17 protein-coding genes and 2 pseudogenes are annotated in these 21128 nt (G+C 46.3%); 15 read left to right on the top strand and 4 right to left on the bottom strand.

Annotated elements, in window-relative coordinates:
- Positions 1-853: 853 nt before the first annotated feature.
- The 4 genes from RDN93_RS16485 to cdd all read right to left on the bottom strand — a co-directional run bounded on the left by RDN93_RS16485 (position 854) and on the right by cdd (position 4319).
- The gene (locus tag RDN93_RS16485) at positions 854-2227 is read right to left on the bottom strand and encodes an FAD-dependent oxidoreductase (RefSeq protein WP_308746536.1); all 1374 of its coding nucleotides are present in this window, start codon (positions 2225-2227) and stop codon (positions 854-856) included.
- Between the two features lie 98 nt (positions 2228-2325).
- Positions 2326-2907: a DUF417 family protein gene (locus RDN93_RS16490; protein ID WP_308746537.1), complete on the bottom strand. Its 582-nt coding sequence runs from the start codon at positions 2905-2907 to the stop codon at positions 2326-2328.
- An 87-nt stretch (positions 2908-2994) separates the two neighbouring features.
- A complete protein-coding gene (locus RDN93_RS16495) occupies positions 2995-3834 on the bottom strand; it encodes a helix-turn-helix domain-containing protein (protein WP_308746538.1) in 840 nt (279 codons plus the stop codon).
- Positions 3835-3836: 2 nt separating this feature from the next.
- The gene (gene cdd, locus RDN93_RS16500) at positions 3837-4319 is read right to left on the bottom strand and encodes a cytidine deaminase (protein WP_308746539.1); all 483 of its coding nucleotides are present in this window, start codon (positions 4317-4319) and stop codon (positions 3837-3839) included.
- 110 nt (positions 4320-4429) lie between these two features.
- Here cdd and RDN93_RS16505 point away from each other — a divergent pair, with 110 nt between their 5' ends.
- From RDN93_RS16505 to RDN93_RS16575, 15 genes and pseudogenes are all read left to right on the top strand, one after another.
- Positions 4430-5335 carry a glucosaminidase domain-containing protein gene (locus tag RDN93_RS16505; protein ID WP_308746554.1) on the top strand — a complete coding sequence of 302 codons (906 nt, stop codon included), beginning with the start codon at positions 4430-4432 and terminating at the stop codon, positions 5333-5335.
- Between the two features lie 83 nt (positions 5336-5418).
- A complete protein-coding gene (locus RDN93_RS16510; RefSeq protein WP_308746540.1) occupies positions 5419-6792 on the top strand; it encodes an NAD(P)/FAD-dependent oxidoreductase in 1374 nt (457 codons plus the stop codon).
- A 164-nt stretch (positions 6793-6956) separates the two neighbouring features.
- On the top strand, positions 6957-8204 hold the full coding sequence (locus RDN93_RS16515; protein WP_308746541.1) for an efflux RND transporter periplasmic adaptor subunit: 1248 nt from the start codon (positions 6957-6959) through the stop codon (positions 8202-8204).
- A 10-nt stretch (positions 8205-8214) separates the two neighbouring features.
- A pseudogene (locus tag RDN93_RS16520) lies at positions 8215-8361 on the top strand (ABC transporter permease); the annotation flags it as partial.
- 83 nt (positions 8362-8444) lie between these two features.
- Complete coding sequence (locus RDN93_RS16525; RefSeq protein ID WP_308746542.1) at positions 8445-11057, top strand: ATP-binding protein; 2613 nt, start codon at positions 8445-8447, stop codon at positions 11055-11057.
- Positions 11058-11188: 131 nt separating this feature from the next.
- The gene (locus tag RDN93_RS16530; protein ID WP_308746543.1) at positions 11189-12679 is read left to right on the top strand and encodes a TolC family protein; all 1491 of its coding nucleotides are present in this window, start codon (positions 11189-11191) and stop codon (positions 12677-12679) included.
- Between the two features lie 96 nt (positions 12680-12775).
- The gene (locus RDN93_RS16535; RefSeq protein ID WP_308746544.1) at positions 12776-14125 is read left to right on the top strand and encodes a sigma-54 dependent transcriptional regulator; all 1350 of its coding nucleotides are present in this window, start codon (positions 12776-12778) and stop codon (positions 14123-14125) included.
- Positions 14126-14150: 25 nt separating this feature from the next.
- Positions 14151-15443, top strand: a complete 1293-nt coding sequence (locus RDN93_RS16540; protein WP_308746545.1) for an ATP-binding protein — start codon at positions 14151-14153, stop codon at positions 15441-15443.
- A 74-nt stretch (positions 15444-15517) separates the two neighbouring features.
- Positions 15518-15924: pseudogene (locus tag RDN93_RS16545) on the top strand (carboxypeptidase-like regulatory domain-containing protein); the annotation flags it as partial.
- Between the two features lie 108 nt (positions 15925-16032).
- On the top strand, positions 16033-17322 hold the full coding sequence (locus RDN93_RS16550; protein WP_308746546.1) for an inositol-3-phosphate synthase: 1290 nt from the start codon (positions 16033-16035) through the stop codon (positions 17320-17322).
- A gap of 90 nt (positions 17323-17412) precedes the next feature.
- Entirely contained in the window at positions 17413-17892 is a 480-nt protein-coding gene (locus tag RDN93_RS16555; protein ID WP_167966379.1) for a phosphatidylglycerophosphatase A, read from the top strand.
- A 14-nt stretch (positions 17893-17906) separates the two neighbouring features.
- The gene (locus tag RDN93_RS16560; RefSeq protein ID WP_308746547.1) at positions 17907-18374 is read left to right on the top strand and encodes a GtrA family protein; all 468 of its coding nucleotides are present in this window, start codon (positions 17907-17909) and stop codon (positions 18372-18374) included.
- A 56-nt stretch (positions 18375-18430) separates the two neighbouring features.
- Positions 18431-19081: a CDP-alcohol phosphatidyltransferase family protein gene (locus tag RDN93_RS16565; RefSeq protein WP_308746548.1), complete on the top strand. Its 651-nt coding sequence runs from the start codon at positions 18431-18433 to the stop codon at positions 19079-19081.
- A gap of 83 nt (positions 19082-19164) precedes the next feature.
- Complete coding sequence (locus RDN93_RS16570) at positions 19165-20100, top strand: phosphatase PAP2 family protein (protein WP_308746549.1); 936 nt, start codon at positions 19165-19167, stop codon at positions 20098-20100.
- A 19-nt stretch (positions 20101-20119) separates the two neighbouring features.
- Positions 20120-21115 (top strand): lysylphosphatidylglycerol synthase transmembrane domain-containing protein, encoded by a 996-nt coding sequence (locus tag RDN93_RS16575; RefSeq protein ID WP_308746550.1) that lies wholly within the window; start codon positions 20120-20122, stop codon positions 21113-21115.
- Positions 21116-21128 lie beyond the last annotated feature (13 nt).

Below are 21128 nucleotides of genomic sequence, written 5' to 3' on the forward strand. Positions count from 1 at the left end.
CTGAATAATACTTCTTTATCCGGATGGATATAGCTGATTTGTTGAATACTTATAGGCATGGTTGTCTATTGGGTTTGAAGTGAAAGAAATAGTGAAAGATAATCACGGGGAAGGGGGCGACAAACACAATACTGGCTAAACAACACGGATTTCGTGATGCTTAACGATAAGTCAAAAGCATAAATGAAAAGTGATGTTTACTTAGAAGTGTTGTCTTACTTGGAAATTCTCATTGTAGTAAGTATATAGTTTAACTTGGCCGCAAAGATAACACTTTCCGGTAAAATCCGATGCAGTTTCGGCAGAAATGTTTTTTTAGAAGTTCTGTTTACTCAAATCAGAGCCTCTATTTACTTAATTCAGAGGCTCTATTTGCTTAATTTAGAACCTCTGTTTGCTTGGTTTACAGATTCTATTTGTTCGTTTTGCAGACTTTATGGCTTACACGAAGCTGGTAATTCTTCTATTCCTACTATTGTAGCTTTTCAAACTAGCCGTAAATCATGTACAGAACATTAAGAGAAAAGTTGCTTTCCATTAATAAGAAAGTTCCGGTTATTAGGAAGTAAAGTTGTTTTGTACTAATAACAAACTATAAATGAAACTTGCATTTATAAAAACAAAGCTTTCATTTATAAAAATGGAACTTGCATTTATAAAAACAAAAGCTTTGTTTATAGTTTGAGATTAGTGTATAAAAAGTTTAGTACTAATCCAAAATAAGTTTGCTGGTAAGCTATATGAAGTTTGTTACTAATTGATTGGCTCATACGCTATACCTTTCCATACAGAAAGAAGGCTTTCAACGATATCGCTGAAAGCCTTTATCCTTTTCTTCCCTTTTGCTACGTCTTTATACATCAAATAATTGATTCAATCCTTCGCTCATGCTGGGATGAGTGAAGATAAAATCGCGTAGAAAAGTAGTCTCTTGCCCTGTCTTCATAGCCAAAGCTACGATATTTATTATTTCCGGGGCATCGGCACAAAACAGCGTGCATCCCATAATCTTTCCGCTGTGACTGTTCACAATAGCTTTCAGCATACCGTCCGTCTGTTGCAATGTGCGCGAGCGGACTACGGAAGTAGCCGGTAAACGGGAAACCTTGAAAGAATAACCTCTTTTCAGGGCTTCTTCTTCGGTGAGACCGATGTGAGCCAGCGGCGGGTCGATAAATACTGCATACTGAACAGGATTACGGTCGCCGATGTCCCGTTTTTTATCTCCGAAGAGTTGGTCGCGGATAATCCGGAAGTCATCCAGTGAAAGATAAGTAAATTGCGATCCGCCCTTCACGTCGCCCATTGCCCATACATGAGGAACAGTGGTACGCAACTGATCGTTTACCACGATAGCTCCGTGTGCATCCACTTCCACTCCTGCCGCTTGCAGGTTCAAGCCTTCAATCATAGGTTTTCGTCCCGTGGCGATGAGGATAGCGTCACCGTCCACAAAGTAAGGAGTGCTGTCGGACACGTCCGAATAAGTCAGCGTCACACCGTCATTGGTATCATGGATGGACTGTGCACGGGCATTGAGATGAATTTCTATTCCTTTCCTTTCCATCACTTCTCTGACGCTTTGGGCAATATCCTGGTCGTTGCGGGGCATGAATCGGTCGCCACTTTCGAGGATAGTTACTTTACTGCCGAATCCGGTATACATCGACGCAAATTCCAGTCCGATATATCCGCCGCCAACGATAATCAAATGTTTGGGCAGGACATTCATATCCAAAAGAGTGGCGCTGGTGTACACATGCCGGCTTTCTTTGAGTCCGTCGATTGCCGGAATAATAGGAGTAGAGCCGGTATTGATGAAGATCTCTTTCCCTTGCAGTTCTATATCCCCGTCGGGGAGTGCCACTTTCAGGGTATTGGCAGATATAAAAGAAGCTGTTCCTGTGTAGACAGTCACGTTCGGGCGTTGGCTTAACTTTTTGTAATTACTCTCCCTGAGAAAAGAGGTCAGGCGGTTTTTGCGGGCAATAGCCTGTTTATACATGTTTGCCTGTTTCGGAAAATCTTCGTAATACAGCAGGGAAGAAATCTCCGCTTCATGTATCAGGGTTTTTGTCGGGATACAAGCAATGTTCGGACAAGAGCCCCCATACATCATATCGGAGCGTTCGATGACGGCAACCTGCCATCCTCGGTTTGAAAGTTCGGCAGCCAGAGTTTTCCCTGCCTTGCCGAACCCTATAATAATTGCATCATATTGTTTCATAACTTCTTTGTTTAACGATTTGTATTAGACTATATAACAGTCTGAAATACGATTTGTTCCGTGGCCCAAAGAAGTCAGAACTCTCTACAGTAGTATGATTAGTCTTTTTTAAGTGTTTTGAGTACGCGTTGTGACGAATCGGACAGAAGTACTACGGCGCTGGCTAGTATAACAATATCCTTAATCACCAATCGTCCCGCGCCGGACAGTAACGGGAAGCCGAACTCTTCGCCTCCCAGGTTGGGAACCCATACTTCGGGAGTTGTGACGAGGAAGGAGAGGGTGCCGAGCGTCATGATAATAGCCAGAGTATCACCTATCAGCCCTGCTTTCGAGGAGAAGATTCCCAGGAATACCAGGATACCTATACTCATGATGAGAGCTCCCAGTCCATAAGAGAAAGTGTATGTATTGTTTGCTTCATGCCATGCGCGATTTTCCGGTACAAAAGCGCCTTCCGCATTTTTGTGTTCCTTGTATTCGGGAGCTCCTTTGGCATAGAAGAAACTCATGAACGGACTGTTGGCTACAAACGGAACAATCCCGTCGGCTTCATAATGGAAATACTTCAATCCGCCTATCCATACGAATACCACCAGGATAGCTACTCGGATAAACTTGATACCGAAACTTTTCAGACTTGAAGTGAAGGTCAGTAAAGCGATAAATTTCTCTCTCATTTTGTAGGGTTTTAATTGGTTTAACTTACACCGCAAAGGTCGTGCTTTTCCGATACCCCCAAAATGGCAATACTTCCGTATCCCTTATCAATTCTTCCCTTCTTGCGTATTTCTGAACTGTCCGGCACTCTGTCCGGTCATATTTTTAAAGAAACGGCTGAAGGAAGCCTGGTCTTCGAATCCTAGAATATCAGCAATTTCCTTGGCGCTTTTGTTACTGTAGAGCAAGAGACGTTTGGCTTCCGCTTCCACCCGTTCGTGAATCACGCGGAGCGGAGAGGGCAGTTTGCAAGTCGAAAAGATATTTGATAGTGTCTTGGGTGATTTGTGCAGCATATCGGCATAATCCTGTACCTGCTTCTTTGTCCGGTAATGTTCGTCAACCAGGTTATAGTATTGGCGTACAATCTCGAAACCGGATTCTTTTTCGCGGGTAATATTCATGCGATGGCGTGCAATCCGGGTACACTGGATGATGAACCGCTTCAGCAATATGCGCAGCATTTCTTCTTGCAAACTGTCGGAAACGGTGAACTCGTTTTCTAATGCTGCTGCGATGGTATCCAGTTCGATGCGCTCTGTCTCGTTCAGCGTGAAACGGATAAGATGGGACGAACCATTGAAGAGGAAACCGCTGCATGATACTTCATGGTCGTTTCCGTAGATACAGTAGAAATTACTGTTGAACAGCAAAGTCAGGTATTCTCCGTCAATTGATTTAAATTCGAGATGTTGCAGGTGGGTCAGTGAAATTACTTCATCTTTGGCAAGCACCATCTCCTGATGGTCTATCTCGACCGTGATGCTTCCGTTGCGTACCCATATGAACTTATATAGCCCTTTTTCTTTTTGCAATGCTTTCTCTGTCAGATAAGAATCTGTAAGCGCGAGTGTTCCTTTTAGTTTTGTGTGATATTGTTGTAGCATAGTTAGTCCTCCATTGCTGATGCATCAAATGATAGTGGCAGTAAATCGCCTATACTTTTTATTTCGTAAATACATTCCTTGCCGTAAAGCAAGATACGGATAGGCTGTCCGTATCGTTTTTCCGTTTCCAGAATCACTTGACGGCAAGCACCGCAGGGGGGAATCGGCTTGTCAATAAAATCCTTTTCCGTTCTTGCGGCAATGGCAAGAGTAACGACCGGCTGTTCGGGATACCGGGAATTGGCGTAGAACAGAGTTGTGCGTTCTGCACAAAGTCCCGACGGATAGGCGGCATTTTCCTGATTCGTTCCTGTCACAACGGTTCCGTTGCCTAATAGCGCGGCGGCACCCACCGAGAAATGAGAATAAGGAGCATAGCTGCGTGCTGTTGCATCCATGGCTGTTTTCATAAGTGCCTGGTCGGCCTCATTCAACTCATTATATTGATATACTTTGATAACTGCGGTAATTATGAGGTCTTTCATATGCGTTGAGGTATTTGTTTCTACAATTAATGTTACAAAGTTAGGAAAGAGATTGATAATCCCAATTATTTTTCAGATTTTTGTGTCCTATAATCCTCATCCGAATGAAAATGGAGAATAAATTGCATAGGCTTGTCTTTTTGACTGTCGTATTCTTTTTTGCCGCAGGAGTGCAAGCACAGAAACGGAATGCCCGTTATACCGAATATATAAATAAGTATAGTGACTTGGCTGTCGAACAAATGAAACTTCATAAGATTCCCGCCAGTATCACGTTGGCGCAGGGACTGCTGGAAAGCGGTGCCGGATATAGCCAGTTGGCACGAAAGAGCAACAACCATTTCGGCATCAAATGTGGCAGTAGCTGGCGGGGACGTACGGTGCGTCACGACGATGACGCGCGCAACGAATGTTTCCGTGCCTATAAACATCCGCGTGACTCTTACGAAGACCATTCCGATTTTCTCAAAAGAGGTGCCCGTTATGCTTTTCTTTTCAAATTGGATATAACCGACTATAAAGGCTGGGCGCGTGGACTGAAAAAAGCAGGTTATGCCACCGATCCTTCCTATGCCAATCGTCTGATTACGATTATTGAAGACTACGACTTGTATAAATATGACCGCAAGGGTGTCTATTCAGAACGTAAACTGAGAAAGAATCCCTGGCTGATGAATCCGCATCAGATTTACATTGCCAATGACATAGCTTATGTCGTTGCCCGTAGTGGGGACACTTTCCAGGACTTGGGCAAGGAACTGGATATTAGCTGGAAAAAGCTCGTGAAGTACAACGACTTGCATCGCGAATATACCTTAATGGAAGGAGATGTCATCTACCTGAAAGCCAAAAAGAAGAAAGCGTCCAAACCTCATACTGTATATATTGTGAGAGACGGTGATTCCATGCACGGCATCTCTCAGAAATATGGTATCCGCCTTAAGAACTTGTATAAGATGAACCGCAAGGACGGCGACTATGTCCCTGAGGTGGGAGACAGGTTACGTCTGCGATAAGCCGCTTCTTGATAAAAGTTGGATACCGCAAAAACTTAATGGCTCATCCGCGTGTTATTATTTAGATAAAACATGATTGGAATATGAGTCTGAACATTGCAAAAAGTGATAAGAAACGTGTCGTCATAGTAGGCGGTGGTTTCGGTGGTCTGAAGTTGGCTAACAAGCTGAGAAAGTCAGACTTCCAAGTCGTATTGATAGATAAGAACAACTATCATCAGTTTCCCCCTTTGATATATCAGGTGGCTTCGGCGGGTATGGAACCTACTTCTATTTCCTTCCCTTTCCGCAAAATCTTCCAGCACCGGAAAGATTTCTATTTCCGTATGGCGGAAGTACGTGCCATTTTTCCGGAAAAGAATATAATCCAGACTTCCATAGGGAAAGTTGAATACGACTATCTGGTTCTGGCGGCAGGCACTACTACCAATTTCTTTGGTAACAAGCATATCGAGGAGGAAGCCATGCCGATGAAGAACGTTTCGGAAGCAATGGGACTGCGGAATGCTCTTTTGGCGAATTTGGAACGTGCGCTTACTTGTTCCACTAAACAGGAACAACAGGAATTATTGAATATTGTTATTGTAGGCGGTGGTGCCACCGGCATAGAAGTGGCGGGAATACTTTCTGAAATGAAGAGGTTTGTATTGCCGAATGATTATCCGGATATGCCCAGTAGCCTGATGCACATCTATCTGATTGAAGCAGGACCGAGATTGCTGGCCGGAATGTCGGAAGACTCTTCAGCCCATGTGGAGAAGTTTCTCCGTGAAATGGGTGTGAATATACTGCTGAACAAGCGTGTGACCGATTATCGTGACCACAAAGTCATACTTGAGGATGGTACTGAGATTGCCACGCGTACTTTTATATGGGTGAGTGGTGTCACCGGAGTGACTATTGGAAATATGGATGCTTCGTTGATAGGGCGTGGCGGACGTATCAAGGTCGATTCGTTCAACCGTGTGGAAGGAATGAATAATGTGTTTGCTATCGGCGATCAATGTATCCAGTTGTCCGACGAAAGTTATCCGAACGGGCATCCCCAACTGGCACAAGTCGCTATCCAGCAAGGCGAACTGCTGGCGAAAAACTTGATACGCCTTGAAAAAGGACAGGAGATGAAGCCTTTCCATTATCGTAATCTGGGTTCGATGGCAACAGTGGGACGTAACCGTGCCGTTGCGGAATTTAGTAAGGTGAAGATGCAAGGGTGGTTTGCTTGGGTAATGTGGCTGGTCGTTCATTTGCGTTCTATTCTTGGAGTACGTAATAAGGTAGTAGTTCTTCTCAACTGGATATGGAATTATTTCACTTACGACCAGTCCATGCGTATGATTGTCTATGCCCGTAAGGCAAAAGAAATCCGTGACAGGGAGGCGGTTGAGGCGACTACCCACTTGGGGCAAGACTTGATACAAAAGAAGGAAACTCCTCAACAGGAAAAGAAACTGTAACAATGATATCAACTGGTTCTGAACGGTAAATCCGTACAGGGTGTTCGATTTCGGACACCCTTTCTTTTTGTCTATGGGCTCTTATTCAGTGATTTACGATTCTGGCACAGATTTGGTATATGAAATATCGGATTAATGCATGATAAAATCGTAAACGATAAGATATGGACAGAGAAATTCCCAAAGAGGTGCGTAAGAAGGAACGTAATAAAAAGATAATTCGTTATTCATCCATAGGGGTGGCAGGGATTATTGTCATTAGTGTGCTTATATCTGTATTGAGGACAGGGGTGGAGAAGAAAGAGCTGGCTCTTTCTACGGTCGATAAAGGAGTGGTCGAGGTAAGTGTCAGCGCTTCGGGAAGGGTAGTCCCCGCATTTGAAGAGATTATCAATTCTCCTATCAATTCCCGTATCCTCGAAATCTACAAAAAGGGGGGCGATAGTGTGGACGTAGGCACTCCGATTCTGAAACTTGACCTTCAAAGTACGGAAACACAGTATCAGAAACTTCTGGACGAAGAGAAAATGCGTCAGTATAAGCTCGACCAGCTCCGTGTCAACAGCCAGACCAAACTTTCCGATATGGCAATGCAGATTAAAGTTTCCGCCATGAAACTGAGCCGGATGAAAGTGGAACTGAGGAATGAACACTATCTGGACAGTCTTGGAGCGGGAACGACGGATAAAGTCCGTCAGGCGGAACTAAGTTATAATGTTGCGCAGCTCGAATACGAACAACTCCGACAGCAATATAAGAATGAACAGGAAGTGGCTGCCGCCGAACTGAAAGTGCAGGAACTAGACTTCAATATCTTCCGCAAGAGTCTGGCGGAGATGAAGCGTACCTTTGAAGATGCACAAATACGCTCTCCCCGCAAAGCCATTCTTACCTATATTAATAACCAGATTGGCGCGCAGATTTCGCAAGGCGAGCAGGTGGCTGTTATCTCTGATTTGAGTCACTTCAAAGTAGAAGGTGAGATTGCCGATACGTATGGTGACCGCGTGTCGGCAGGCGGAAAAGCAGTTGTGAAGATAGGCAGTGACAAACTGGAAGGAACCGTGAGCAGTGTGACACCGCTTTCCAAGAATGGAGTTATCTCCTTCACTGTTCAGTTGACAGAAGACAATCACCGTCGTTTGCGTTCGGGATTGAAGACAGATGTCTATGTGATGAATGCTGTGAAGGAAGACGTGATGCGCATTTCTAATGGCTCTTATTATGTGGGACGTGGTGAATACGAACTTTTTGTCTGTACATCCGAGAAAGAGATGGTCAAGCGTAAAGTACAGTTAGGAGATTCCAATTTTGAATATGTAGAAGTGACAGACGGTTTGCAGCCGGGTGATAAGGTGGTTGTCAATGATATGAGTGCATATAAGAACAAGAATAAACTGAAGATTAAATAAATCGGATACAGGAAGTTATGATTGGGGAATTATCCGTTTTCTTATCACATTCGGTATCACTTATTTCCTGATGGATTTGATGATATTGTCCGATGCTTGTTTTCCAGTCCGCCAGGCAATCCGTAGACAGCCGGCAGAAGCATTGCGGAAGGAATAAAAATTCAAGGCTATTTGCATTGTTTTCAATATAATAACTTATCTTTGTGCGCATAATACTGAAAACTATGCAGGTTTTTGCTTATGAATAGACGATATTACTGCTTGTTTGTAGTTCTCTTTTTAGCTGTCCTCGTCCGGGCGGCAGCTTCGGAAAGTACATTCAATATACTCTTTATCCAGTCTTATACTTCCCAGACTCCTTGGCACAGTGACCTTAATCAAGGTTTGGTGAAAGGATTCAGAGAGAGTGGGGTGAAGGTGAATATTACGACAGAATATCTGGATGCTGATTTTTGGGCATTTAATTCAGAGAAAGTAATCATGCGACGTTTCTGTGAGCGTGCCCGTGAGCGTCGGACGGATTTGATTGTAACGGCGAGTGATGAGGCTTTCTATACGCTTTTCGCATGCGGGGACTCGTTGCCTTTGCAGATTCCGGTTGTCTTTTTCGGCATCAAGTATCCTGACAACAGGTTGCTTGCTACCCATCCCAATGTCTGCGGATTCACGGCAAACCCCGATTTTGATGTCATCTTGCGTCATGCGCAAAAGATATTTCCCCGGCGGAAAGAAGTTATTTGCGTGATAGACAATAGCTTTCTGAGTAATAAAGGTCGTGACGACTTTGAAGAAGAGTGGAAAACTTTCCAACAAGACAACCCTGATTATGAGATGAAAGTCTATAATACTCAGAATTATACCACCAGTCACATTATTGCTGCGATTTGTTATCCGCGCAATAGCTACGGTCGTATTGTGATAGTTCCCAAATGGTCTCCTTTCCTCTCGTTCGTAGGCAAGAACTCCAAAGCTCCGGTCTTTTCAAGCCAGAATGTAGGGTTGACCAACGGGGTGTTTTGCGCCTATGACAGTGATGCCTATGCTTCTGCGTTACTGGCAGGTCAAAGAGCTTCACAGGTATTGAAGGGCACATCCCCCCTGCATATCGGAGTAACGGAAGCCCCACAGGGATTTATATACGACTACAAGCAACTGGAATTTTTCCACGTCAATCCTGATAAAGCGACTGCCATCGGCGGAACCATTGTCAACGAACCCTATTGGGAGAAATACAAATTCCTCTTTATCCTTCTTTATCCGTCCATCCTGGCCTTGCTGATAGCATCTGTCGTATGGTTGATGCGTGCCAACCGTCGCGAATCCAAACGACGTGTGCAAGCACAGACCCGCCTGCTGGTACAGAACAAACTGGTAGAACAGCGCAATGAATTTGATAATGTCTTCCACTCCATCCGTGATGGCGTGATAACGTATGATACTGACTTGCATATCCATTTCACGAACCGTTCTTTATTGAGAATGCTCCATCTGCCGTACGAATCGGGCGGACGTTTTTATGAAGGCATGATGGCAGGCAGTATTTTCAATATTTATAATGAAGGGCAGGACATTCTTCATGAAATGTTGAAACGGGTAGCCCGTACGGGAGAAAGCGTGCAGATACCCCAAGGTTCTTTTATGAAAGAGGTGCACGGTGATAATTACTTCCCGGTATCCGGTGAGATAGTCCCGATTCATTCGAAAGTGGGCATTACGGGTATGGCTCTTTCTGCGCGTAATATCTCGGATGAAGAAATGCAGAAGCGTTTCTTTGATATGGCATTGGACGGGAGTTCCATATACCCCTGGCAGTTTGATATGAAAGCCAATTGTTTTATTTTCCCGCAAGGTTTCCTTGTACGGATGGGATATGACGAATCAGTCACTACTATCACTCGTGAGGAGATGAACCGTACTATCCATCCGGATGATTTGAAGGAAATCATTCCGCAGTTTGATAAAGCATTGGCAGGGGGCAACAGTAATCCTCGTCTGAGTTTCCGCCAGCTTAATGCGAATGGCGAATATGAGTGGTGGGAATACCGTTCTTCCGCTATCAGTGGTCTGACGCAGGATTCACTGTACAGCATATTGGGGGTATGCCAAAGCATCCAGCGGTATAAGACGGCCGAACAGGAAATGCGGGAAGCGCGCGACAAAGCTCTTCAGGCAGACAAGTTGAAATCCGCTTTCCTGGCCAATATGAGCCACGAGATTCGCACCCCGTTGAATGCCATCGTAGGCTTCTCCGATTTATTGAGTGACACAAGCAGTTTCACGGAAGAAGAAGTCTCCCAGTTTATCGCGACTATTAATAAGAACTGCGGTTTGCTGCTGGCATTGATTAACGATATTCTTGACCTGTCCCGTATCGAGTCCGGAACGATGGAATTTGTGTTTGCAGAGCACAACCTGCCTTTACTTTTAAAGACCGTCCACGATTCGCAACGGCTGAATATGCCATCGGGCGTAGAACTGGTATTGCGTATGCCCGAAAGCGACAAGAAATATCTGAAAACGGATAATGTCCGCCTGCAGCAGGTAGTCAATAACCTGATTAATAACGCTGCTAAATTTACGAGCAGCGGATTTATCACCTTCGGCTACGAAGAAGACGAAGAACCCGGATATACCCGTATCTTTGTCGAAGATACCGGAGTCGGCATCTCGGAAGAAGGTATCCGGCATATCTTCGAACGGTTCTATAAAGTCGATAACTTTACACAAGGTGCAGGACTGGGATTGAGTATCTGCCAGACTATTATCGAACGCTTGAAAGGCTCTATCTCCGTGACTTCCGAAGTGGGTAAAGGTACCCGCTTCACAGTGCGTCTTCCCAACTATTGCGAATAAACCCGAACGTCCGTTTTTGCGTATAGTGTTCGAAAATGAACACTATATTTATTTTATAACCGATTGAAAATAAATAGCTTATTCTTTTGGCACATCGTTTGATTCTCCTTTAGTGGAAAATACTGTGCATAATGAAAAAGAAAAGTATATTAGTAGCCCTTGCCGCAGCTTGCCTTCCATTGGCATTGTCGGCACAGAAAGAAGGACAGACAGAAAGGGAGATAACCTTAAATGAAGTCATCGCAATGGCACGTTCGCAATCCGTCGATGCGGCTGTTGCCCTGAATGAACTGAAAACCGCCTATTGGGAATACCGTACCTTCCGTGCCGACCTTCTGCCGGAAGTCAACCTTACCGGCACTTTGCCCAATTACAACAAGTCATACAGCTCCTACCAGAACTCCAACGGTTCCTACAGCTTCGTCCGCAACAGTGCGCTGGGGCTTTCCGGTGAACTTTCCATCGACCAGAACATCTGGCTGACGGGTGGTAAACTCTCCCTGACTTCCTCTCTCGACTATATGAAGCAGCTCGGTTCCGACGGCGACCGCCAGTTCATGTCCGTCCCCGTCACCCTGAAACTTACCCAACCCATCTTCGGAGTGAACAACATCAAGTGGGACAGGCGCATCGAACCGGTGCGTTATGCCGAAGCGAAAGCCGCTTTCATCACCGCTACCGAAGAAGTGACGATGCGCGCCATCACCTATTACTTCAATCTCCTGCTGGCACGCGAGAACCTGAGCACCGCCCAACAGAACCGGAAGAATGCCGACCACCTCTACGAAGTAGCCCTTGCCAAACGGAAGATGGGGCAGATTTCCGAAAACGAACTCCTGCAACTCAAGCTTTCCGCCCTGAACGCGAAAGCTGCTTTGACGGAAGCGGAGAGCGACCTTAATGCCAAGATGTTCCAGCTCCGTGCTTTCCTGGGGGTAGGAGAGGATGAGATACTCCGCCCCGTCATTCCCGAAGCCGTAGACGGTTCAAAGATGGAATATAATAGGGTATTGAACAAAGCGCTCGAACGTAACTCATTCGCGCAGAATATCCGTCGCCGCCAATTGGAAGCCGACTATGAAGTGGCTACGGCACGCGGCAACCTGCGTAGCGTCGACCTCTTTGCCAGCATAGGATATACCGGAGAAAACCGTAACTTCCCCACCGTCTATAAAAACCTGCAAGATAACCAGATAGTGCAGGTAGGCGTCAAAATACCTATCCTGGATTGGGGAAAACGCCGCGGCAAAGTTCGTGTAGCCAAGAGCAACCGTGACGTGGTGCTTTCAAAGATTCGCCAGGAACAGATAAACTTCAATCAGGATATTTTCCTGCTGGTAGAACATTTTAATAACCAGGCGCAACAGTTGACTATCGCCAAAGAAGCCGACGCCATCGCCCGGCAACGCTACAAGACCAGTATCGAAACCTTCCTGATAGGCAAGATTAACACCCTCGACCTGAACGATGCGCAGAACTCCAAGGACCAGGCGAGACAAAAACATATTTCCGAACTTTATTATTATTGGTATTATTTCTACCAAATCCGCAGCCTGACGCTTTGGGATTTCCGTACCAACACTGAACTGGAAGCTGATTTTGATGAAATCATCCGGCAATAAAAAGTGAAAAGCATGAAGATGGTTGGTTATTTTTTGTAGATTTGCAGTATTGTAAAACACAAGAATGCTTCCTTTGATAAATAAAGAACATGAATCATGATTCTGATAATTGACGATGACAGTGTAGTGCGCTCTTCACTCAACTTTATGCTGAAACGGGCGGGATATGAAGCGCAGGCAGTTCCCTCTCCCCGGGAAGCCATGGACGTGGTGCGTTCCGTAACTCCCGATTTAATCCTGATGGATATGAATTTCACCCTTTCCACGACAGGCGAAGAAGGATTGACGCTACTCAAACAAGTAAAGATATTCCGCCCCGAAACCCCGGTGATATTGATGACCGCCTGGGGAAGCATCCAACTTGCCGTGCAGGGAATGCAGGCAGGCGCCTTCGACTTCATCACAAAACCCTGGAACAACGCCGCCCTGTTGCAACGCATCGAAACCGCTCTGGAACTCTCGGCGACTTCCAAAGAAGCTACGCAGGAACAAAGCGACTCCTTCGACCGCAGCCACATCATCGGGCGTAGCCAGGGATTGACGGACGTACTGAACACTATCGCCCGCATCGCAAAGACCAACGCTTCCGTACTAATCACGGGTGAGAGCGGCACAGGTAAGGAACTCATAGCCGAAGCCATTCATATCAACAGCCAGCGTGCTAAGCACCCGTTTGTGAAAGTCAATCTGGGCGGTATCTCTCAAAGCCTGTTCGAGAGCGAAATGTTCGGTCACAAGAAAGGAGCTTTCACCGATGCTTCCGCTGACCGTATCGGACGTTTCGAGATGGCGGACAAAGGCACCATCTTCCTGGATGAAATCGGTGACCTCGACCCTTCCTGCCAGGTGAAACTGCTGCGTGTATTGCAAGACCAGACCTTTGAGGTGCTCGGCGACAGTCGCCCCCGCAAGACCGACATCCGTGTAGTCTCCGCCACCAACGCCGACCTGCATAAGATGGTGGGCGAACGTTCTTTCCGCGAAGACCTGTTCTACCGCATTAACCTGATAACAGTAAAACTGCCCGCCTTGCGTGAACGTCGTGAAGATATCCCGCTGCTGGCACGTCACTTTGCCGACCGCCAAGCCGCAGCCAACGGACTGCCTCACACCGACTTCTCCGCCGACGCCATGCAATTCCTGAGCCGTTTGCCTTTCCCCGGAAATATCCGTGAACTCAAGAATCTGGTAGAACGAACCATACTGGTAAGCGGCAAACCGCTTCTCGACGCTTCCGATTTCGACGCCCAGTACATTCGCCACGACGACGCAAAAGCAGCCGAAAGCACATCTCTGGCAGGTATGACATTGGACGAGATAGAACGCCAGACCATTCTTCAGGCGTTGGAACGTTACAAAGGAAATTTGAGCCAGGTAGCTACGGCATTAGGCATCAGCCGTGCCGCACTCTACCGTCGTCTCGAAAAATATAATATTACTGTATAGGATTAACCATTAACCACAGATAAGCGTGCGTATAAAAGGACTATTTTTCATCCTCGTCTTCTTGTTGCTGGCACTGGGCGGCATATTGCTGTTCCTTTCCAGCCAACAGAACACGCTCTTCTTCTACATAGGTGAGGGACTGGTACTCTTCATCCTCATTTATCTGGCATTCTTCTATCGGAAGCTCATAAAACCTTTAAATACCATCGAAAGCGGCATGGACTTGCTGCGTGAGCAGGATTTCAGCAGCCGCCTGAGCCCGGTGGGACAATACGAAGCCGACCGTGTCGTGAATGTCTTCAACCGCATGATGGAGCAACTCAAGAACGAACGTCTCCGCCTGCGCGAACAGAATCATTTCCTCGACTTACTGATTAATGCTTCCCCGATGGGCGTCATTATCACCACCCTTGACGACGACCTCTCGCAACTCAACCCGATGGCATTGAAAATGCTGGGTGTCCGCCCGGAAGACGTGCAAGGCAAGAAGATGAACGAGATAGACTCCCCGCTAGCCATGGAACTTGCCAACGTTCCGAAAGGCGCGACAACCACCGTCCGCCTGAACGACTCCAATATCTACCGTTGCACTCACTCTTCCTTTATCGACCATGGATTCCAACACCCTTTCTTCCTCGTAGAAAGCCTGACGGACGAAGTGATGAAAGCCGAAAAGAAAGCCTACGAGAAGGTAATCCGCATGATAGCCCATGAAGTGAACAACACGACTGCCGGCATCACTTCCACGCTGGACACCGTAGAACAAGCCCTTTCCACCGAAGAAGGCATGGACGACATCTGCGACGTGATGCGTGTATGCACCGAACGCTGCTTCTCCATGAGCCGTTTCATCACCCGCTTTGCCGACGTTGTGAAGATACCCGAACCCACCGTCTCGCCTGTCAACCTGAACGACCTGGCTTTTACCTGCAAACGCTTCATGGAAGGAATGTGTAACGACCGCCGTATCAAGCTTCGTCTGAAAATAGACGAAGACCTGAAAGATGTCATGCTGGACGCCGCCCTCTTTGAGCGAGTACTCGTGAACATCATCAAGAACGCCGCCGAAAGCATCGAAGCAGACGGCGAAATCATCATCCGTACCCAGTCTCCCGCCACTATCGAAATCACAGACAACGGCAAAGGGATCAGCAAGGAAACGGAAGCAAAACTGTTCAGCCCATTCTTTTCCACCAAACCGAACGGTCAGGGCATCGGCCTTATTTTTATCCGCGAAGTACTGATGCGCCATGGATGCACCTTCTCCTTGCGGACTTATGCCGACGGATTGACCCGATTCCGGATTGTTTTTCCTTAATAGTGTCAAATAAGAACAGTTCCTCCGCCAAACAGACCTTTTGGGGGAGTTTAAATACCCGTATCTTTCCCGTCAATGCCAACCTTTCCTATACCATCCGGTGGAATCTTACTCATTGATGAACACAATGGGGTTTATGAACGATGAGTACTTTTCATGGGATGTTACCTATTTCCTCAACGGGTGGTTGTTCGACCGCGTGCCGTTGTTGAGAAAACTGAAATGGCGTGAAATAGTTTCCTGTCGTGGGCTGTACGGACATTTGAGCGACAAGAACAATCCCGCTTTCAGTGATGATTTGTTCGCTTTTCCGATTGCGGATACCCGTACAATGGGAAAAACGCCTTACGTAGAAGCCGGGGTAGGTATTGAAAACATTTTTAAGGTATTACGTTTGGAATACGTGTGGCGGCTTACTTACCGCGATTCTCCGGGAATCGACAAGTCCGGTTTGAGAATAAGTCTCCACATGACCTTTTAAAAGTTAAATCCTGCTAATTGCAATGTTTATATGACAAATAAAGACTGTATTAGTAATTAATTAATCTTATTTTTGCATCAATTTTAGTTTAATTTTAATAGAATAGAAATGAAACAAGAAATTAAACCCGCTACCGGACGCCTCGGTGTGTTGGTAGTTGGAGTCGGTGGTGCGGTTGCCACCACAATGATTGTAGGTACACTAGCCTCTCGCAAGGGACTGGCAAAACCGATAGGATCTATTACCCAGTTAGCCACAATGCGCATGGAAAACAACGAAGAAAAACTCATCAAGGACGTTGTGCCTTTGACGGATTTGAACGACATTGTTTTCGGCGGATGGGACATTTTCCCGGACAACGCATACGAAGCTGCTATGTACGCTGAGGTCTTGAAAGAAAAAGACCTGAACGGAGTGAAAGACGAATTGGAAGCCATCAAACCGATGCCGGCTGCTTTCGACCACAACTGGGCAAAACGTCTGAACGGAACACATATCAAGAAAGCTGCTACCCGCTGGGAAATGGTGGAACAACTTCGCCAGGATATCCGCGACTTCAAGGCTGCCAACAACTGCGAACGCGTCGTTGTGCTTTGGGCTGCAAGTACTGAAATCTACATTCCATTGTCTGACGAGCACATGTCACTCGCTGCTTTGGAAAAAGCAATGAAGGAAAACAATACCGAAGTGATTTCTCCGAGTATGTGTTATGCATATGCCGCTATCGCAGAAGATGCTCCGTTCGTAATGGGTGCTCCTAACTTGTGCGTAGATACTCCTGCCATGTGGGAATTTTCCAAGCAAAAACAAGTGCCTATCTCAGGCAAGGACTTCAAGAGCGGTCAGACACTGATGAAAACCGTATTGGCTCCGATGTTCAAAACCCGTATGCTGGGTGTGAACGGCTGGTTCTCTACCAATATCCTCGGCAACCGTGACGGTGAAGTGCTCGACGATCCGGACAACTTCAAGACAAAAGAAGTCAGCAAGCTGTCTGTTATCGACACTATCTTCGAACCCGAAAAATATCCTGATCTCTACGGAGACGTTTACCATAAAGTACGTATCAACTACTATCCGCCCCGCAAGGACAACAAAGAGGCATGGGACAATATCGACATCTTCGGATGGATGGGTTACCCGATGGAAATCAAGGTGAACTTCCTTTGCCGCGACTCTATCCTTGCCGCTCCTATCGCACTCGACCTCGTATTGTTCAGTGACTTGGCAATGCGTGCAGGTATGTGTGGCATCCAGACCTGGCTGTCATTCTTCTGCAAGAGCCCGATGCACGATTTCGAGCACCAGCCGGAACACGATTTGTTCACTCAATGGAGAATGGTAAAACAGACATTGCGTAACATGATCGGTGAAAAAGAACCTGATTATTTGGCTTAATTCGGGAAGATGTTCCTGAAAAATATATAAACTTTCCCCTTCTTCAGCAAGGGGAAAGTTTTGTTATTCTTATACACTCTATTGCAAATAATGAAACGACCTTCCTTTCTACCTGTTTTTATAGGCACGGGCTTTGGCTCCGGTTTTTCTCCTTTTGCTCCCGGCACGGCTGGGGCGTTGTTGGCTTCTATCATTTGGATTGCACTTTATTTCCTGTTTCCCTTTACTACCGTTTTATGGATTACCGCCGTTTTGGTGATTGTATTTACATTCGCCGGCATCTGGGCTGCGGACAAGTTGGAGCCTTATTGGGGGGAAGACCCTTCGCGCGTGGTAGTAGACGAGATGGTGGGAGTGTGGATACCGCTGCTGGCTGTACCGAATGATGAGAATTGGTTTTGGTACGTCATCGCGGCTTTTGTCCTGTTCCGTGCATTTGATATTGCCAAACCGCTGGGCGTCCGCAAGATGGAGAGCCTGAAAGGTGGAGTAGGGGTTATGATGGACGATATTTTGGCGGGAGTGTATAGTTTTATTTTGTTAGTGGGAGCGAGATGGGTGATTGGCTGAAAAAGATTGCGCGGATGATTTCCCAGAAAGGCGGTTTCTTCATGTTCTTGAGGGCGCAGCTTTCTGCTCAGATGGCAACCATTGCAGACTTTCTTGTAACGATTCTTTTGGTAAGGCTGTTCGATGTCTACTATGTATATGCTACCTTGGCGGGTGCCATCTACGGGGGAATTGTCAATTGCATCATTAATTATAAATGGACATTTAAGTCGAAAGGCAAAAAAACGAATGTAGCTGCCAAGTTTGTCATTGTGTGGCTTTGCAGCGTTTGGCTGAACACATGGGGGACATATGCGCTGACGGAGTCTTTGGCGAAGATTCCCTGGGTGCGGGATACGCTCAGTCTCTATTTCGGTGATTTTTTCATTATACCCAAGGTGGTAGTGGCGGTAATCGTCGCGCTGTTCTGGAATTATAATATGCAGCGTCTCTTTGTTTACCGGAATATAGATATAAGGAGCTTGTTCGGAAGAAGAGACTGAAGAAATTGAAGAACTTGAAATAAACAGAAGATTTAGATATAAACAGATTTAGACACATGAATTACAGAGATTATTTACAACAACTGATTTATAAGATTATCAATCCTTTGATACACGGGATGATTAAAATAGGAATCACTCCTAACTTCATCACCACTACCGGATTTATCCTGAATGTGGTAGCGGCGGGCATGTTCGTTTATGCCGGAATCTATGGTGGAGAAAACGACCTTGCCATCATCGGATGGGCGGGCGGTGTGATTCTGTTTGCCGGACTGTTCGATATGATGGACGGACGTGTAGCCCGCCTGGGTAACATGAGTTCCAAATTTGGCGCGCTTTACGACTCTGTGCTTGACCGTTACAGCGAACTGATGACTTTCTTCGGTATCTGCTACTACCTCTCAATGAAAGATTATTTCCTTTATGCGCTTATCGCTTTCGTGGCGCTTATCGGTTCATTGATGGTAAGTTACGTCCGTGCACGTGCCGAGGGTTTGGGGATAGAATGTAAGGTAGGATTCATGCAACGCCCCGAACGCGTGGTGCTGACCAGTCTCGGTGCTTTATTTTGTGGCGTATTCAAAGACATCACCGCTTTCGAACCGATTCTGATATTAATCGTTCCTCTGACTTTAGTTGCTGTATTAGCCAATATCACTGCCTTTGCGCGTGTGAGACATTGCTACAAAGCAATGAAAGAATAATTATTCAATATGCCGATAAGTTGGTACGCCAGTCAGGAAAAGACCGGCATATTTTCTGATTGGCACATAAACGCAATCTTATAATGATAAAGAACATTCAAAAGCCATCGAAGAGAGAAGCCCTTACCGTCTTGGTCATCATGGCCCTCTTTCTTTTATTGACGAGCATTTTCATCGGACTTCGTTCCGAGCACTTGCTGATGGCGATGCTCTACCTGGTCTTATTCTTTGCCGGACTTCCTACCCGCAAACTGGCAGTAGCCCTGTTGCCTTTCGCTATTTTCGGAATCTCATATGACTGGATGCGTATCTGCCCCAACTACGAAGTGAACCCGATTGACGTGGCAGGGCTCTACAACCTGGAGAAATCTCTCTTCGGCGTAATGGACAACGGTATCCTCGTCACTCCCTGCGAATACTTTGCCGCGCACAACTGGGCGATAGCCGACGTCTTTGCCGGAATCTTCTACCTCTGCTGGGTTCCCGTCCCCATCTTGTTCGGCCTTTGCCTGTACTTCAAGAAGGAGAGAAAAACGTACCTTCGCTTTGCCATGGTATTCCTTTTCGTCAACTTAATCGGCTTCGCCGGTTATTATATCCACCCTGCCGCTCCCCCCTGGTACGCTATCAACTACGGTTTCGAACCGATACTGAACACTCCGGGCAATGTAGCGGGCTTGGGACGCTTCGATGCTTTCTTCGGAGTATCAATCTTCGATTCTATCTACGGGCGCAATGCGAATGTCTTTGCCGCGGTACCTTCATTGCATGCGGCCTATATGGTCGTAGCCCTGGTATATGCCATCATCGGCAAATGCAGATGGTATGTCATTACCCTTTTCTCTATCATTATGGCAGGCATCTGGGGAACAGCCGTTTATTCCTGCCATCACTATATTATCGACGTATTGCTCGGCATCTCTTGCGCATTGGCAGGCTGGCTGATATTCGAATATGTATTGATGAAAATCCCGGCATTCCGAAGATTCTTCGACAGATACTATACATATATAAAGTAGATATATAGGTAGCGAAATAGTGAAGAGCAAATACCGTAATATATTCCTCGCCTTCGGCATCATCGCCGTCCTGATAATGATATTCACTTTTGACATGGATTATCAGGAACTTTGGGCGAACTTGAAGCGTGCGGGAATATATTTGCCCTTGATTTTACTACTATGGCTATTCGTCTACCTTATTAATACCACCTCGTGGTATATCATCATCCGTAGTGGCGGCAAGACCGGTTTCTCATTTGCCCGGCTCTACAAATTTACCGTTACAGGTTTTGCGCTCAATTATGTGACCCCCGTCGGATTGATGGGCGGTGAGCCGTATCGTATCATGGAGCTGAAACCTTACATCGGCATAGAGAGAGCCACATCTTCCGTGATTCTCTATGTGATGATGCATATCTTTTCCCACTTTTGCTTTTGGCTAAGTTCTGTGCTGCTCTACGTCTGCCTATATCCGGTAGGGTGGGTGATGGGCATTATCTTAGCAGCTATCACCCTATTCTGCCTGCTGATTACCATTCTTTTCATAAAAGGTTATCGTCACGGAATGGCAATAGCCTGTGTCCGCATGGGCAGCCATATCCCTTTCTTGAAAAAGAAAGTGCTCCGTTTTGCCGAAACTCACCGGGAAAAACTTGAAAATATAGATACACAAATCGCCCTTCTCCACCAGCAAAAGAAACGTACCTTTTACGCAGCCCTCTTTCTCGAATATACAGCCCGTGTCGTTAGCTGCCTTGAAATATGGCTGATACTGAATGTACTGACAACCAACGTCAGCTTTGCCGACTGCTGCCTGATTGCTGCTTTCTCCTCTTTACTCGCCAACCTTTTATTCTTCCTGCCGATGCAGCTAGGCGGACGTGAAGGCGGATTCGCCCTCGCTGTAGGCGGTCTTTCCCTCTCCGGCGCTTACGGAGTCTATGCTGCATTGATTACCCGCGTGCGCGAAATGGTCTGGATTGTCATCGGACTTGCCTTGATGAAGGTTGGCAATAAGGAGAAAAACGAGTGACTTTTTTAGTGTC

It is taken from the genome of uncultured Bacteroides sp., assembly GCF_902491285.1.
In the GTDB taxonomy this organism is placed as follows: Bacteria; Bacteroidota; Bacteroidia; order Bacteroidales; family Bacteroidaceae; genus Bacteroides.